This window comes from Microcystis sp. M_QC_C_20170808_M9Col, from assembly GCF_007095495.1.
Classification (GTDB): domain Bacteria; phylum Cyanobacteriota; class Cyanobacteriia; order Cyanobacteriales; family Microcystaceae; genus Microcystis; species Microcystis aeruginosa.
In genome coordinates this window covers 54624-68226 of sequence record NZ_SFBZ01000268.1, presented here as the reverse complement: position 1 = coordinate 68226, position 13603 = coordinate 54624, and the positions used below count along the sequence as shown (strand labels likewise).

Here is a 13603-nt window from a genome sequence, read left to right as displayed (position 1 = left end):
CGATTTTAAGCAAAAATAACTCGCGGTTAACTGCCGCGGGTTGTTTTTTTGGGGTGTGGGGTGTGGGGTGTGGGGTGTGGGGTGTGGGGTGTGGGGTGTGGGGAAGTGGGGTGTGGGGAAGTGGGGAGAATCAATAAAAATAATCTTCTGCCTCCTGCCGGCCGCCTCCTATCTCCTATCTCCTGTCTCCTGTCTCCTGTCTCCTATCTCCTGTCTCCTGACTCCTATCTCCTGTCTCCTATCTCCTATCTCCTGTCTCCTATCTCCTGACTCCTGAAATATAAAGTCTCGGTTACAAAACTGACTTCTGAGCAATTCTCACCCCACCATAGAAACAGAAGCCCCTAGAAAAATCAGCCATGAAAGAACACGATGTCGTTATAGTGGGCGGTGGGTTAGCAGGATGCCGCGCCGCCTTAGAAATCAAACGCCTCAACCCGACTATCGATGTTGCTGTCGTTGCCAAAACCCACCCAATTCGTTCCCACTCCGTCGCTGCCCAGGGAGGTATCGCCGCCGCCCTACAAAACGTTGACCCCAAAGATAATCCCAAGGCCCACGCCTACGATACTGTCAAAGGTTCCGATTTTCTGGCTGACCAGGATGCGGTGGATATCCTCACCCAAGAAGCCCCCGAAGTTATCATCGAATTGGAACATCTAGGCGTGTTATTCTCCCGTCTCGAAGATGGACGCATTGCCCAAAGAGCCTTTGGCGGTCACAGCCATAACCGGGCCTGTTACGCCGCCGATAAAACCGGTCACGCCATGCTGCACGAATTAGTCAGCAATTTAGGCCGTAATCAGGTAAAAATCTACGATGAATGGTACGTTTTGCGTCTTATCCTCGAAGAAGGTACGGCCAAAGGGGTGGTTATGTACCAAATCGCCACCGGACAGTTAGAAATCCTTCGGGCAAAAGCAATTATGTTCGGGACGGGGGGCTATGGTCGCGTTTATAACACCACCTCCAACGATTTCGCCTGTACGGGGGACGGTTTAGCTTTATCGGCCAAAGCGGGTATTCCCCTAGAAGACATGGAATTTGTCCAATTTCACCCCACTGGACTCTATCCCGTCGGTGTTTTAATCTCGGAAGCGGTCCGGGGTGAAGGTGCTTATTTAATCAATAGCGAAGGTCGTCGTTTTATGGAAGACTACGCCCCCTCGCGCATGGAATTGGCACCCCGGGACATCACTTCCCGGGCCATTACCCTAGAAATTCGCGCCGGCCGGGGGGTAAATCTGGACGGTAGCGCCGGGGGTCCCTTTGTCTATCTGGATTTACGCCATTTAGGCCGGGAAAAAATTATGAGTCGCATTCCCTTTTGTTGGGAGGAGGCCCACCGTCTCGTCGGTGTCGATGCGGTAGAGGAACCGATGCCTGTACGTCCTACAGTTCACTATTGTATGGGCGGCATTCCCGTTAATACCGATGGTCGCGTTCGCTTAAGTGCCGATACCCTCAGCGAGGGCTTTTTCTCCGCCGGGGAATGTTCCTGTGTCTCCGTCCACGGGGCCAATCGTTTGGGCAGTAATTCCCTGTTAGAATGTGTGGTCTATGGCAGAAGAACCGGCAAATCGATCGCTAAATACGTCGAAAAACGCGCTTTTCCCGTCTTTAATCCCGATATTTACCTTCAGGATGCCAAAGAGGAAATCACCGCTTTATTGACCAAAAAAGGCACGATTCGCATCGGTCAACTACGTCAGGAATTCCAAGACTGTATGACCCAACATTGCGGCGTTTTTCGCACCGAAGCGACCATGCGCGAGGGAATTAAACAAATCGGCGAATTAAAGCGCCAATACGAGCAGATTTACCTGGATGATAGGGGGGATTGCTGGAATACGGAACTAATCGAGGCCTGGGAATTACAAAGTCTCATGGTGGTGGGGGAAATTATCCTCACCTCTGCCCTCAATCGTCAAGAAAGCCGAGGGGCCCATTCCCGCGAAGATTTTCCCCAACGGGATGACCAAAATTTCCTTCAGCATACCCTCGCCTATTATTCCCCCTCCGGCATCGATATCGACTATATGCCCGTGGTGATTCAGGATTTCACCCCCGTGGAACGTAAGTATTAACCTCTGGTCGGACGGTAAATGTAAAGGAATTTTACAAACTCCTTGGCATTTACCGAGATTTAGTTCTATACTAAATAAAGCAACGCGGGATAGAGCAGTCTGGTAGCTCGTCGGGCTCATAACCCGAAGGTCAGTGGTTCAAATCCGCTTCCCGCCATTACTTATAAAGCTAGTTTTAAATAGAGCGGAACGTGATAGGCTTCAAACATTGCCATTTACAAAATGTTTGAAAGAAGTAGCCTGGATTGAAATCGACCAATCTTAAGTTAGAAAACGGGTTTCTCTAAGAAACCCGTTTTCTGGGTTAGATGTGGTATAACAGAAAAGTGGTTATGTCAGAGGAAAAAGATATGCCATCAATTTTTATTTGTTATTCCCACCAAGACAAAGGATGGAGAGACAGACTGTTAAAATTTCTCGAACCTCTGAATGATGAGGAAAAAATAGTCTGGTCAGATCTCGACATACAACCGGGGGATATTTGGGATGAAAAAATTAAAGACAGTTTATCACAAGTAACAATTGCGATGGTCTTGGTTAGCCAAGATCTGCTTAATTCTCGTTATGTGAAGAATGAAGAATTACCCCGTATTTTGAAAAGACGTGAAGAAGAAGGAGTCGTTATAATTCCTATATTTCTTAGACATTCTACTGTGAAAAGTGTTTCTTTTAAATACACTAATGAAGAGGGAATAGAACAAAGATTTTACTTACATCAATTTCAGTCTCCTAGCAATAATTCTCCCAGCAATCCTCTCTGTGATCTAAAGAAATCAGAATATGAAAAAGTTTTCGTATCCGTTGAGGATAAATTGCGATCGCTGATTGAAGAATCTAAAAAAAAACAGTCTGAACCCTCTAAAAAAGCGGTCCAACCCCTGACCACCTCTGGGTTAGTGGATACGCAACTCCCACCCGTGCGTAGATGGCAAGGACGACGGGAAGAATTGCAAGAACTCCAAACAGCGTTAGGGAATGACCATCTAAGGTTAATCGAGATTACCGCCGCCGGAGGTTATGGTAAAACTGCCCTGGCGAGAAAGTTTACAGATCAATTAACTGCTGATTGGCCGGTATTATGGGTTAATTTTAACCAGCCTTACCCTTTGGCACAGTTCGGACGGTGGTTATTAGAGGAGTTAAAACAAAATTATGATGAAAAATGGAATGATGGGCAATTAATAGACGCAATCAGCAAAGGGTTAACCGCTAAACCCTGTTTATTAGTGTTGAATAATTTGGAAACGGTACTAACTGCCCCAGTAAATTTGGTTTATCAGCAATTCTTGCAAAAATGGTTAAACACAGAAAGCAGCAGTAAGCTATTAGTCACCAGTCGAGAACAGCTAAAATTCCCCGTCAATTTGCAAGATTATTATTATTCTTGGCCTTTAAAAGGGTTAAAAGAAGCGGATGCGATGCGTTATGTCACCGAAGATCACGGCTTAACGGGAAGCGATGAAGAATTAGCCCAATTTGTCGATAAAATGGGAGGTCATCCCCTCTTAATGGAACTGGTTTGTAGTTTGATGAAAGATAAGTTTGGGAAAGGGGTTTCTGTCACCGAGTCGCAAAATTTGGGCTTAAATATGTTTGATGTGGAAGGGTATCACCGCGACACGGAAACCTGTGTCAGAGAAGTGATTACCGCCAGTTTAGCGCGATTATCGAAAGAGTTTAGGGAGAGTTTAACGCGGTTGTCGGTACTGCGGGAGAATTTTGATGACAGGTTAGCCCAGGGGTTAATTCCAGCAATAACTGAGGAAGATTTACGCTATTTAGCTCGTTTATCTTTATTACAAGAATTTCCACCCGAATACAATGTAAAACGGCGACAGTTTCAGTTTTTGCCTTTAATTTCCATGGTGGTGCAAGATCAAGCAAATCCTGAAATATTGCGATCTGCCCATCAATTAGCCTTAAATTATTATTTAGCTCATTTACCTGTCCCTCCCTGGGAATCCTTGAAAGATTTGAAGGAATATTTAGAGGCGTTTCACCATGCAGGAGCATTGGGAGAATGGCAGTTAGCTTATGATATTTTGTATCAGGAAAGAGGCGGAGAAGGGAAAGATAGATCGATTAAAAGTTTTTTGTACTTCACAGGCTTAAGTCGAAAATCAATAGAATTGTATGAGATTTTAATTAATAATTGGATAGAGGCTCAAAGACAAACACGAGAGTTCGGCATTGTGTTGTCTTTGTTGGGAATAAGTTATAAAAATTTAGGAGAATATTCAAAAGCAATTACTATTCATCAGCAACATTATGATTTCTCAAAAAAAAATGGTCATCAAGATGGAACAGCATCTTCTTTAGGTAATTTAGGACTTTGTTATTTTTTACAAGGAAACTATCAGCAAGCCATTGATTGTCATCAGGAATGCTTAGAAATTCAGGAAAATATATCTGATTCTCAAGGAATGGCAGGCACTCTTGGTAACTTAGGAATTTGTTATCGTGTTATGGGAGAACTTAAAACGGCTATATTTTTCCACGAAATGCACTGTGAATTTGCAGAAAAAAATAGTGACTATCGTGGAGTTGCAATCGCATTAGGAAACATTGGAAATTGTTATGCTAACCTTGGTGAATATACACAAGCAATTATCTATCACCAGAAATCTTTCCTAATGTTAGATAAAATTGTTTATAAAGCAGGTTCGGCTCTTGCTTGCACCAATACAGGTAATTGCTATCGAAGTTTGGGTAAATATGAAAAGGCTATTATTTGTCACGAAGTAGCATTAAGAATGGCACAAAAAATTGATAACAAACAAATAGAAGCGGCTTCATTTGGTAATTTGGGCAATTCTTACTTCGATTTAGGAGCTTATGAAAAAGCAATTATTAAGCATCAACAGTCTCTAAAAATCCAGAGAGAAATTGGAGATCAATTAGGCGAAGCAATATCCTTGGGAAACATAGGTAATTCTTATATCTATTTATATCAACATGAAATAGCATTAGATTTTCTCCATGAAGCTATAGAATTGAAGCAAAAACTTAGATATCAACAAGGAATAGCAATAGATTTCCATAATATTGGGGGAGTTTTCATAAATCTCAAACAATATACTAAGGCAGAAGAGTATATTCAACGATCTCTAATTACTGCGAAAGACATTGGATTACAAGACTTAACCGCACGCTGTTTTTTAGCCCTTGCGGAAATCGCCCACAAAACTAATCGCCCTGAACTTGCCCTCAGTCATTGCCAAGAAGCGCTTGAATTATGCCAAGAATTGGGGATTCCGTTGGTTAAAAATTGTGAGGAATTGTTAGGGCAAATTCAGGCTACATTAGAGAATAATTAAGGTAAATTATTCTCTCAAAAATCAATATTTAACTGAACAAAGCTATGATAAAACTAACTTTAAACGAAGCCCACAGTCAACTTTCTGACCTCCTTAAAGCTGCCTCAAAAGGTGAACAAGTTATTATCCAGAATCATGAAGGTCAAGACTTTCAACTCATTTCTCTTCCTACTACTGTTAAACATCCCCAATATGGAAGCGCAAAAGGCATCGTTAAAATGCTTGACAATTTTGATGATCCCATCGAAGAATTTGAGGAATATATGCCATGAAAATTTTAATGGATACCCACGCCTTTTTATGGTTTATCGAAGGTGATAATAATCTTAGTGATGCTGCCCGTTCTCTGATCGAAAATAATCAATATCAAATTAGAAGGGGATTAGAAACCCAAGCAAAATGAGGAACAATTAATTATGAACATCAAAGATTATCCCTTTGCTCAAGACTTGATTACAGATAATCAAGGTCAGATACAGCAAGTTATCATTAACTTTGAAGACTATCAACAAATGATAGAAACCTATGAAGATACTGGACTCTATCGCGCCATGATAGACGTTAAAGATGAAACTCCCTTAACTTTGGAGGAAGCTTTAATTGAATTAGAAAAAGAATGAAAATCAACTATCTTCCTACTTTTATCAAGGATCTTAAAGATTTAAAAAGTACCTCCTCTTACTCAGTCATAAAAAACCTTGTCTTTACTGATATTTTAGCAGTTAAGCAGCTAAGCGAAATTAACAACCTTAAAAAATTAAAAGGAGAATATAATGCCTATCGTATCCGAATTGGTGACTATAGAATTGGTTTTTTTGTTGAAGAAGATACAATTACATTTGCTCGTGTTCTTCATCGTCGAGAATTCTATCGTTATTTCCCGTAAAATTTCGGTAGATAAAGAATCATTGAAAAGCCTTTGTCGAAATAGCCCACAAAATGAATCACTGCGATCGCGCTCTCAACTACTGCCAACAAGCGCTTGAATTATGCCAAGAATTGGGGATTTCCTTGGTTAAAGATTGTGAGGAATTGTTAGGGCAAATTCAGGGAAACCTAGGAGAAGCCAACAAATAAAATGAAACTTCCCAATGCCGATCAAGCCAACCTAGGAGACAAACTTGAACGTTACTGCCTCAATCCTGAGCATTCAAAAGGAAAACATAAAGCCTTGCTTTTCAAACAAAGATTAGGGATTACCTTAGCTAATAAAGAAATCCTAGAAAATGCTCTTAAAAAAGCAGTAATGGAAGGAGAAGCCGAACTTTATAAAATCGATCAATATGGCACTCACTATGATCTGAAATTTAACCTCTGTACCGACATCGGAGAATCCTTAATTTTAAGTTGCTGGATTGTCCAAATAACTGAAAATTTTCCTCGTCTTACTAATGTCTATCCCATTAATTAACTAGCCCATGATGAACACCATTCAAGAATACGATCTCGTTGCCCTAACGGAAGATGTTACGGCTACTCACAAAACGACCCATCAGCCCATCCTTCTGCGTCGCGGACAAATGGGAACTGTTTTAATGTCTTTTAATCAGCAAGCTTTTCTGATTGATTTTACCGATCAAAACGGCCAAACCTTTGCGATGGAAACCGTTGATCACTCAAAACTTCTACGGCTGATCAGTGAACCTGAATTAGTCTCAGTCTAAGATAAAACTTTCGCCAACTTTTAGATAGAACTCTTTATCTTGCTATTCGGGAAAAAACTTTCAACAGCTTATTTCATCAAGAAATTGGTCAAATACTCCTTGAAGAAAAAACACTAAAACTAATTATCTTTAACCCCGAAACTGAGGTAATCACCCAATGGATAAACTAAACCATTACCGCAAAATTATTCATCAGATTCTTGTCCCCTATAGCCAAATTATTTATAACAATGCGGACATTCAAAATCGTCTAGCTTTTGATCCTCAGAATGATCAATATCTCGTCATTTCAGAAGGTTGGCAACAGAATCAGCGTTATCATGATTGTCTGATTCATTTAGAAATTATTAACGAGAAAATTTGGGTACAATGTGACAACACCGAAGACGGTATCACCAAAGAATTACTAAGCGCAGGCATTGCTAAAGAAGATATTGTTTTGGGATTCCATGAACCTAAAATACGTCAATATACAGGCTTCGCTGTCGCTTAACTTTCAAATATGATGGACAATTCTCAAAACCGCAATCGCCGCCAAATGAATCACTATTAGAAGAAGATTAGAAACTCTTGATAACCCAAGTCAGCCATGAAAATCACCTACTTTCAGGATACGGATACTCTATACCTAGAGTTCAATAACAATCCCATTGTCGAGACTCAAGAAATCAATGAAAATACCTTGGTCGATCTTGATCAGCAGGGGAATATTTGTGCAATCACCTTGGAACACGCCAAAAGCTTAACGGATCTGAATGCTTTTTCCCTCGAAACTATTGTCGCGCCTCAATTAGCTTCAAGTTTATAAGAGTTGTCATAATAAAATTATTCTATAAACCTTGACGTGATATAATATATATGACATTTGGGCGCAGATTCCTTGTGACCCTATAATCGGACAAATTCGTTATTATCAATGACAACAACTTTAATCAATCACATTGAAATTACCCCAGAAACTTGTGGCGGTAAACCGCGCATCGCAGGTCATCGCATCAAAGTCCAAGATGTCGTTATTTGGCACGAACGCCTGGGAATGTCACCCGATGAAATTGTTTATCATTATCCCAGCATTACTTTAGCTGATGTTTACGCGGCCCTTTCTTACTATCACGATCACCTTGAAGAAATTAGACAACAAATCACAGATGATGATACCTTTGCCAAGGAAATGCAAGCTAAAACACCTTCTCTAGTCCAAGAAAAACTAAAAAAAATGAATGGGCAATAAAATTAAATTTCACCTTGATGAAAATGTAAGCTATAGCATTGCTCTTGGATTGCGCCAGCGAGGCCTTGATGTTACTACCACTCCAGAAGAAAATTTATTGGGGGTATCTGATGAAGTACAATTGCAATTTGCTTTATCCAATGGTCGCGTGATTTTTACTCAAGATACTGATTTTTTAAGAATCAATCAATCATCTATAACTCATGCAGGAATTGCTTACTGTCCCCAACAAAGTAAATCTATTGGTCAAATAATTCGAGGACTACTCTTAATCTGGGAAATTCTTGAACCCGAAGAAATGTATAATCACATAGAGTTTATATAGAACCGCATGAAAAAGTGAATTAGTATTTGGCAGATCGATAAAAATAATCAAAAAGCTAATTTTGTTACTCTTTACTACGATAAAATTAAGGAGTATGAATAATGCAAACCGTCCAACTTTTTCAACAAGTCAAATTATGTAGAGATGTCCCCGACACTATTTTTTAAAAAGGTGATCAGGGAACAATTATTGAATATTTACCTCCTAATGAACAACAATCAGAAGCAGGTTATCTCCTAGAAATGTTTGACAATAACGAAACCATTGACGTGATAGCGGTTCCCGTTTCTTGGATAAGTTCTATTAACTAACGATTAGCAAAAATTCAGGCTACATTAGAAGAAGATTAGAAACTCTTGATCACCTATACCAACCATGAAAATTAAAGCAATTCTCAAAATTTAACTTTTTATCCAAATAGGAGAAATTTCATGAGTACCACCATCAATCTTAAAATTACGTTTGAATCTCTAACCGAAGCCATTAAATCCCTTGACTTAACGCAAAAACAACAATTATTAGAAATACTAGAACAACAAATTTTTCAAGCAGAAGAGGCTTACTATCAAGACGATGAGGAAACCCCTAGCAGAACTTCAGCAAGTTCGGGATGAATATCAATCAGGCGACTATGTGACCCTTGAACAATACTTGAGCAAGGATTAAATCATAATGGGTTATAGTATTAAAATCTCTAAATCTGTACAAAAACAGATTGATGACTTACCTAATGCTATGAAAGGTCGTATTCTTGAAAAAATTAAGGGTTTGGAAATAGAACCCTGTCCTTCTGGCATTGTTAAATTAAAAAATTCTGAACAGGAACACCGTCTCCGTATCAGTGATTATCGAGTGCGTTATCAAATTGGGTTCTTCGTTACTTGGTATGGTTTGATCGGGTGGCATAAATCGACTAAATCCTTATCTGGCAAGAGACTTAATTGATTAGCTCGTTCTAGATCGAAAACAATTGGCAAAAATCGAAGCAATGTCTTTATATATAAGGGTTTCATCCCTTATAACCCCCCTCCATTGCATAACAAAAACCGAAGAACCGGTGAGGCTAGTTTTTTGATTCTAGGGATTTTTCCTTTTCTCCTAATTCCCAGTAATTGAGCAGGATAGCATTAACTGTATTACCGATCACATTTAACACGGTTTTAAAGCCATCGGTCAAGCGATCGACCCCCGCTACTAAAGCCACTCCCTCTAATGGTAAACCCGCTGCTGATAATACGGTAGTCATGGTAATTAATGCGCTGCCGGGGACCCCCGGGGTACTAAAAGAAACCAATAAACCACTCAATGCGATCGCTAATAACAAAGAGGGACTTAAAGGAACTCCGTAAACCTGAGCGATAAAAAGAGCATTAAATCCCTGTAAAATTGCCGAACCATCGCGTTTTAGTACCGTTCCCAAGGGAATAGCGAAACTGGCGATATCTTCGGGTAAACCGTATTCTTGAATTTCCCGCAAAACCACGGGTAAAGCGGCGTTAGAACTAGCAGTACCGAAAGCTAAGGATAAAGATTCCGATAAAGAGCTAAAAAAGCGTCGAGGTTCTCCTTTGAGGGCAAAAAGGAGCAAAACATACACCCCAATCATCAAGGCACTAGCCAAAAACAGACCAAAAACATAGAAAAAAAGTCTCGCCACTAATTCTAATCCCTGAGTGGCGATAACCGAAGCAATCAGAGCAAATACCCCCACAGGTGCTAGATAAAGAATCACCGATAGGATTCTCTCGCTGATTAGATAAAGACTGTCTATTAACAGAATAAAAGGTTTTGCCCCCTCTTTGGCCAGTCCGATGCCGATACTAAATAAAACTCCCGTCACGATTACCTGTAAAAGATTGCCCCCGGTAAGAGCTTCTAGGGGATTAACCGGGATTAAGCTAATCAGCCAATCTCTCAAGGATACTGGTGTATTGGTGGTCATGGCGGCATTAGTGGCAAATCCCTCTAAACCTATCCCCGGTTTTAATAGCAACGCCGTGGCCATGCCGATTAACAGAGCAAGTGTACTGGTTAGCAGATAGCCAGTCATCAATCTGAGTAAATATCTACCGATCCGCGCCGCATTCTGTACCCGGGTTAATCCTAAAATAAGGGAAGAAAAAACGATCGGAACCACCACAAATTGAATTAAGCGCAGAAAAACCTGTCCCACCGGCGCGAGAATATAGTCATCTAAAGGTAGGATTAGGGCGGGAAAAAAACCATTGAGCAGCGCACCGAAAACAATTCCCGCACCCAGGGCGACTAAGATCAGAGTAGATAAATTCATGGCGTTAAGTTGAGAATTCCGAGACCAATTTGGGGCAGTATAGCACTAGGCTAATCTCATCGAACCCTTCTGTCATTTTTTGCCACAAAAGGGAGAGATGAGCCAATAAAAGCCCATCTCTTGCTAATTTATCGCTCTACTTTAGTGACAGCCAAGAAGACTTTACTTGTTACCATTACCCTGCATAGCTAAAACCGCATCGCGCAGTTTATCCGGCACTTCTTGCAGGTGATCCTCATCCCACTGGAAGAAACCGACACCCATAGTCAAAGAACGCAATTCAACGATAAAATCGTGCATTTCCGCTTGGGGGAGATGGGCCGTTACCTGATCCCAACCTTTCCACTCCGCAGAAGCTTCAAAACCCTGAATTTGACCGCGTTTACCACTGATTAACTGCAAAACCTTGGCGGTGTATTCTGAGGGAGCGAGAACTGTCACCGATAGAATTGGTTCTAATAAGACCGGATGACATTTAGGCAGTCCTTCCGTCATCGCTAGACGGGCCGCTTGTTTAAAAGCTTGTTCGGAACTATCGACACTGTGATAGGAACCATCGGTGAGAGTAACATCGATATCCACCACGGGGAAACCCAAAGGACCATGACCGAGATATTCCCGCACTCCCGTTTCCACCCCAGGGATATACTGTTTGGGGACGACACCACCGACGATGGTTTCATGGAAGTGGAAACCTTCCCCCCGAGCCAAGGGTTTAATATCGAGATACACATCACCAAAAGCACCGTGGCCGCCGGTTTGGTGTTTATAACGTCCGTGGGATTTGGTGCTGGCCTTGATCGTTTCCTTGTAGGGAACTTGGGGTAAATGGGTGGTCATCGGTAAATTATACTTGCGTGCTAGGCGATCGAGAGCCACTTGCAGATGAATTTCTCCCTGTCCCCAAAGAATCACTTCTTTAGTATCACCGTGTTGTTCCCAGTAGAGGGAAGGATCTTCTTCGATCAGTTTTGTCAAAGCTGAACTTAATTTCACTTCATCCTTGCGATTGGCGGCAGCAATGGCCAAGGCAAAGACGGGTTTGAGTTGTAAACCTTTGGGAAGATCGGGTTTTTGACTGCCGCTGCTCACCACGTCTCCGGTGGCGATTCCCTCCAAACGACCGAGAGCGACAATTTCCCCCGCTTGGGCCTGCTGTAAGGGTTGTTGTTGTTGTCCCATGAGACGATAGATACCACCAATCCGCACACCGTTCAAGGCCATGCCATCGTTAAGGGTTCCCTGCCAGATTCGCGCTAGGGACAGGCGACCGCCCTGGGGAGTAAAATAGGTTTTGAGGATTTGTACCACTGCATCTCCATCCGCACTGGGATCGAGACCGCGACGGTTGGCAGTAATTGTCGGGGCCGGTGTTTCTTCCACTAAAGCGGTGAGGAGATGACGCACACCATAGTCCCGTTCCGCCATACCGAAGAACACAGGTACTATCTGATCGGCTCCCAGTTCTTGTTTTAAGTCTTGGAGAATTTCTTCCCGGGAGGGGTTAATATCTTCGAGGAGTTCTTCTAAAAGATGATCATCAAATTCGGCGATCGTTTCCAGCATTTCTTGTCGAGCGATCTGTTCTTCTTCCTTGAGGTGGTCGGGTAAAGCTACAGGGTCGGCGGGACTGTTAGCATGGTAATGATAAGCCTGTTCGTTGATTAAATCGATAAATCCGATAATTTCGTTGTTCTGACGGATAGGATATTGCTGGGGAACGAGGGGACGACTAGAAACGGATTTGAGAGCTTGTAGGACTTCGTTAAAGTGACTATTACAGCGATCCATCTTGTTGATGAAGATTAGATGCGGAATTTCCCAATCATCGAGGAATTTTAGCAAGGGAGCCAGGGTGAGAACTCGATCGACCACCGGTTCACAAACGATAATAGCAGCACCGGCCCCGACGAGGGCATTATAGGTTTCACTGGCAAATTCGATCGAACCGGGGCAATCGAGAAAGGTAAAATTTAGGTCTTGGTATTGACTATGGGCAACGGAAACTTCTACACTCATCTGTCGATCCCGCGCTTGCGTGGAACTATCACCGACGGTATTGCGATCGCTAATTTTACCTTTTCTGGTGATGGCTCCTGTTACGAAAAGTAAACTTTCCAGTAAGGAGGTTTTTCCACTGGAGTAGGGGCCGACAAGGGCCACATTACGGGTGTTTGCTCCGATACTTTGATTCATACAGATACCCCCAAGAATGATTTAGTGATTAGTTGCGGCGATTGGGCGATATTTACACTCGATCGCCCTAGGAAATATACTGTCATAGCACTGAAAATTACTCTCAGGACGTAGTTAGAAGCGAAAGGCCTGTCTTGCCATAATTTTGCCCAGTGCTACCAGTGTATTCTTTCTTACTCTTCACCCTAACTCAGTCTCAAGCATCACATCCCATTCTCGCAATCTCTTGTAAAGTCTCGCCTACTTTTAGTTAAGGAACTTGAATAAATGTTAACTAGGGTTTGCTAAATAAGTTTTTCGTGGGTGTGGGGTGTGGGGTGTGGGGTGTGGGGTGTGGGGAAATGGGGAAATGGGGAAATGGGGAAATGGGGAAATGGGGAGAATAAATAAAAATAATCTCCTGTCTCCTGAATCGGAGTCTCCTGAATCGGAGTCTCCTACCTCCAGGAAAAATTTTTTCAGCAAATGTTAACTAAGCTGTTGACTATCGAGA

The 13603-nt window shown here is 41.9% G+C and carries 17 protein-coding genes, 1 tRNA gene and 1 pseudogene; 17 read left to right on the top strand and 2 right to left on the bottom strand.

Annotation, left to right across the window (positions count from 1 at the left end; translation table 11 throughout):
* Positions 1–359: 359 nt before the first annotated feature.
* The 17 genes and pseudogenes from EWV68_RS16700 (at position 360) to EWV68_RS16620 (ending at position 9569) form a co-directional block, all read left to right on the top strand.
* Positions 360–2087, top strand: coding sequence for a succinate dehydrogenase/fumarate reductase flavoprotein subunit (locus tag EWV68_RS16700; protein ID WP_287170453.1), 1728 nt, complete (start codon positions 360–362; stop codon positions 2085–2087).
* Between the two features lie 83 nt (positions 2088–2170).
* A tRNA-Met gene (locus tag EWV68_RS16695) sits at positions 2171–2244 on the top strand.
* A gap of 151 nt (positions 2245–2395) precedes the next feature.
* Positions 2396–5404 carry a tetratricopeptide repeat protein gene (locus EWV68_RS16690; RefSeq protein ID WP_287170451.1) on the top strand — a complete coding sequence of 1003 codons (3009 nt, stop codon included), beginning with the start codon at positions 2396–2398 and terminating at the stop codon, positions 5402–5404.
* A 44-nt stretch (positions 5405–5448) separates the two neighbouring features.
* Positions 5449–5676, top strand: coding sequence for a type II toxin-antitoxin system Phd/YefM family antitoxin (locus EWV68_RS16685; RefSeq protein ID WP_194013823.1), 228 nt, complete (start codon positions 5449–5451; stop codon positions 5674–5676).
* The gene (locus tag EWV68_RS16680; protein ID WP_002753982.1) at positions 5673–5807 is read left to right on the top strand and encodes a hypothetical protein; all 135 of its coding nucleotides are present in this window, start codon (positions 5673–5675) and stop codon (positions 5805–5807) included. The genes EWV68_RS16685 and EWV68_RS16680 overlap by 4 nt, the downstream gene beginning before the upstream one ends.
* 13 nt (positions 5808–5820) lie before the next feature.
* Positions 5821–6024: a RelB antitoxin-like protein gene (locus EWV68_RS16675; RefSeq protein WP_149978183.1), complete on the top strand. Its 204-nt coding sequence runs from the start codon at positions 5821–5823 to the stop codon at positions 6022–6024.
* On the top strand, positions 6021–6290 hold the full coding sequence (locus tag EWV68_RS16670; RefSeq protein WP_061432389.1) for a type II toxin-antitoxin system RelE family toxin: 270 nt from the start codon (positions 6021–6023) through the stop codon (positions 6288–6290). Before EWV68_RS16675 ends, EWV68_RS16670 begins: the two co-directional genes overlap by 4 nt.
* Positions 6291–6343: 53 nt before the next feature.
* Positions 6344–6481 (top strand): hypothetical protein, encoded by a 138-nt coding sequence (locus EWV68_RS16665; RefSeq protein WP_192846038.1) that lies wholly within the window; start codon positions 6344–6346, stop codon positions 6479–6481.
* Position 6482: 1 nt separating this feature from the next.
* Positions 6483–6815, top strand: a complete 333-nt coding sequence (locus EWV68_RS16660) for a DUF6883 domain-containing protein (RefSeq protein ID WP_002800853.1) — start codon at positions 6483–6485, stop codon at positions 6813–6815.
* Between the two features lie 10 nt (positions 6816–6825).
* Complete coding sequence (locus EWV68_RS16655; RefSeq protein ID WP_012267894.1) at positions 6826–7068, top strand: DUF4926 domain-containing protein; 243 nt, start codon at positions 6826–6828, stop codon at positions 7066–7068.
* 32 nt (positions 7069–7100) lie between these two features.
* A pseudogene (locus tag EWV68_RS16650) lies at positions 7101–7238 on the top strand (element excision factor XisH family protein); the annotation flags it as partial.
* Positions 7226–7561 carry a XisI protein gene (locus EWV68_RS16645; RefSeq protein WP_002762148.1) on the top strand — a complete coding sequence of 112 codons (336 nt, stop codon included), beginning with the start codon at positions 7226–7228 and terminating at the stop codon, positions 7559–7561. The pseudogene EWV68_RS16650 and the gene EWV68_RS16645, both read left to right, overlap by 13 nt.
* A gap of 96 nt (positions 7562–7657) precedes the next feature.
* On the top strand, positions 7658–7876 hold the full coding sequence (locus tag EWV68_RS16640; RefSeq protein ID WP_002734335.1) for a DUF2283 domain-containing protein: 219 nt from the start codon (positions 7658–7660) through the stop codon (positions 7874–7876).
* Positions 7877–7984: 108 nt separating this feature from the next.
* Positions 7985–8299: a DUF433 domain-containing protein gene (locus EWV68_RS16635; protein ID WP_002753976.1), complete on the top strand. Its 315-nt coding sequence runs from the start codon at positions 7985–7987 to the stop codon at positions 8297–8299.
* Positions 8289–8624, top strand: a complete 336-nt coding sequence (locus EWV68_RS16630; RefSeq protein WP_002762152.1) for a DUF5615 family PIN-like protein — start codon at positions 8289–8291, stop codon at positions 8622–8624. Before EWV68_RS16635 ends, EWV68_RS16630 begins: the two co-directional genes overlap by 11 nt.
* 431 nt (positions 8625–9055) lie before the next feature.
* The gene (locus EWV68_RS16625; RefSeq protein ID WP_061432391.1) at positions 9056–9238 is read left to right on the top strand and encodes a hypothetical protein; all 183 of its coding nucleotides are present in this window, start codon (positions 9056–9058) and stop codon (positions 9236–9238) included.
* Between the two features lie 58 nt (positions 9239–9296).
* Positions 9297–9569 (top strand): type II toxin-antitoxin system RelE family toxin, encoded by a 273-nt coding sequence (locus tag EWV68_RS16620; RefSeq protein WP_155726701.1) that lies wholly within the window; start codon positions 9297–9299, stop codon positions 9567–9569.
* 118 nt (positions 9570–9687) lie between these two features.
* Here the strand turns inward: EWV68_RS16620 and EWV68_RS16615 are convergent, their stop codons facing one another.
* Both EWV68_RS16615 and EWV68_RS16610 read right to left on the bottom strand, forming a co-directional pair.
* The gene (locus EWV68_RS16615) at positions 9688–10914 is read right to left on the bottom strand and encodes a dicarboxylate/amino acid:cation symporter (protein WP_061432392.1); all 1227 of its coding nucleotides are present in this window, start codon (positions 10912–10914) and stop codon (positions 9688–9690) included.
* Between the two features lie 162 nt (positions 10915–11076).
* Positions 11077–13110, bottom strand: coding sequence for an elongation factor G (locus EWV68_RS16610; protein WP_287170450.1), 2034 nt, complete (start codon positions 13108–13110; stop codon positions 11077–11079).
* Positions 13111–13603 lie beyond the last annotated feature (493 nt).

Coding starts and splice junctions, on each gene's coding strand:
- EWV68_RS16700 (WP_287170453.1), top strand. CDS start 360: ATGAAAGAACACGATGTCGTTATAGTGGGCGGTGGGTTAGCAGGATGC.
- EWV68_RS16690 (WP_287170451.1), top strand. CDS start 2,396: ATGTGGTATAACAGAAAAGTGGTTATGTCAGAGGAAAAAGATATGCCA.
- EWV68_RS16685 (WP_194013823.1), top strand. CDS start 5,449: ATGATAAAACTAACTTTAAACGAAGCCCACAGTCAACTTTCTGACCTC.
- EWV68_RS16680 (WP_002753982.1), top strand. CDS start 5,673: ATGAAAATTTTAATGGATACCCACGCCTTTTTATGGTTTATCGAAGGT.
- EWV68_RS16675 (WP_149978183.1), top strand. CDS start 5,821: ATGAACATCAAAGATTATCCCTTTGCTCAAGACTTGATTACAGATAAT.
- EWV68_RS16670 (WP_061432389.1), top strand. CDS start 6,021: ATGAAAATCAACTATCTTCCTACTTTTATCAAGGATCTTAAAGATTTA.
- EWV68_RS16665 (WP_192846038.1), top strand. CDS start 6,344: ATGAATCACTGCGATCGCGCTCTCAACTACTGCCAACAAGCGCTTGAA.
- EWV68_RS16660 (WP_002800853.1), top strand. CDS start 6,483: ATGAAACTTCCCAATGCCGATCAAGCCAACCTAGGAGACAAACTTGAA.
- EWV68_RS16655 (WP_012267894.1), top strand. CDS start 6,826: ATGAACACCATTCAAGAATACGATCTCGTTGCCCTAACGGAAGATGTT.
- EWV68_RS16645 (WP_002762148.1), top strand. CDS start 7,226: ATGGATAAACTAAACCATTACCGCAAAATTATTCATCAGATTCTTGTC.
- EWV68_RS16640 (WP_002734335.1), top strand. CDS start 7,658: ATGAAAATCACCTACTTTCAGGATACGGATACTCTATACCTAGAGTTC.
- EWV68_RS16635 (WP_002753976.1), top strand. CDS start 7,985: ATGACAACAACTTTAATCAATCACATTGAAATTACCCCAGAAACTTGT.
- EWV68_RS16630 (WP_002762152.1), top strand. CDS start 8,289: ATGGGCAATAAAATTAAATTTCACCTTGATGAAAATGTAAGCTATAGC.
- EWV68_RS16625 (WP_061432391.1), top strand. CDS start 9,056: ATGAGTACCACCATCAATCTTAAAATTACGTTTGAATCTCTAACCGAA.
- EWV68_RS16620 (WP_155726701.1), top strand. CDS start 9,297: ATGGGTTATAGTATTAAAATCTCTAAATCTGTACAAAAACAGATTGAT.
- EWV68_RS16615 (WP_061432392.1), bottom strand. CDS start 10,914: ATGAATTTATCTACTCTGATCTTAGTCGCCCTGGGTGCGGGAATTGTT.
- EWV68_RS16610 (WP_287170450.1), bottom strand. CDS start 13,110: ATGAATCAAAGTATCGGAGCAAACACCCGTAATGTGGCCCTTGTCGGC.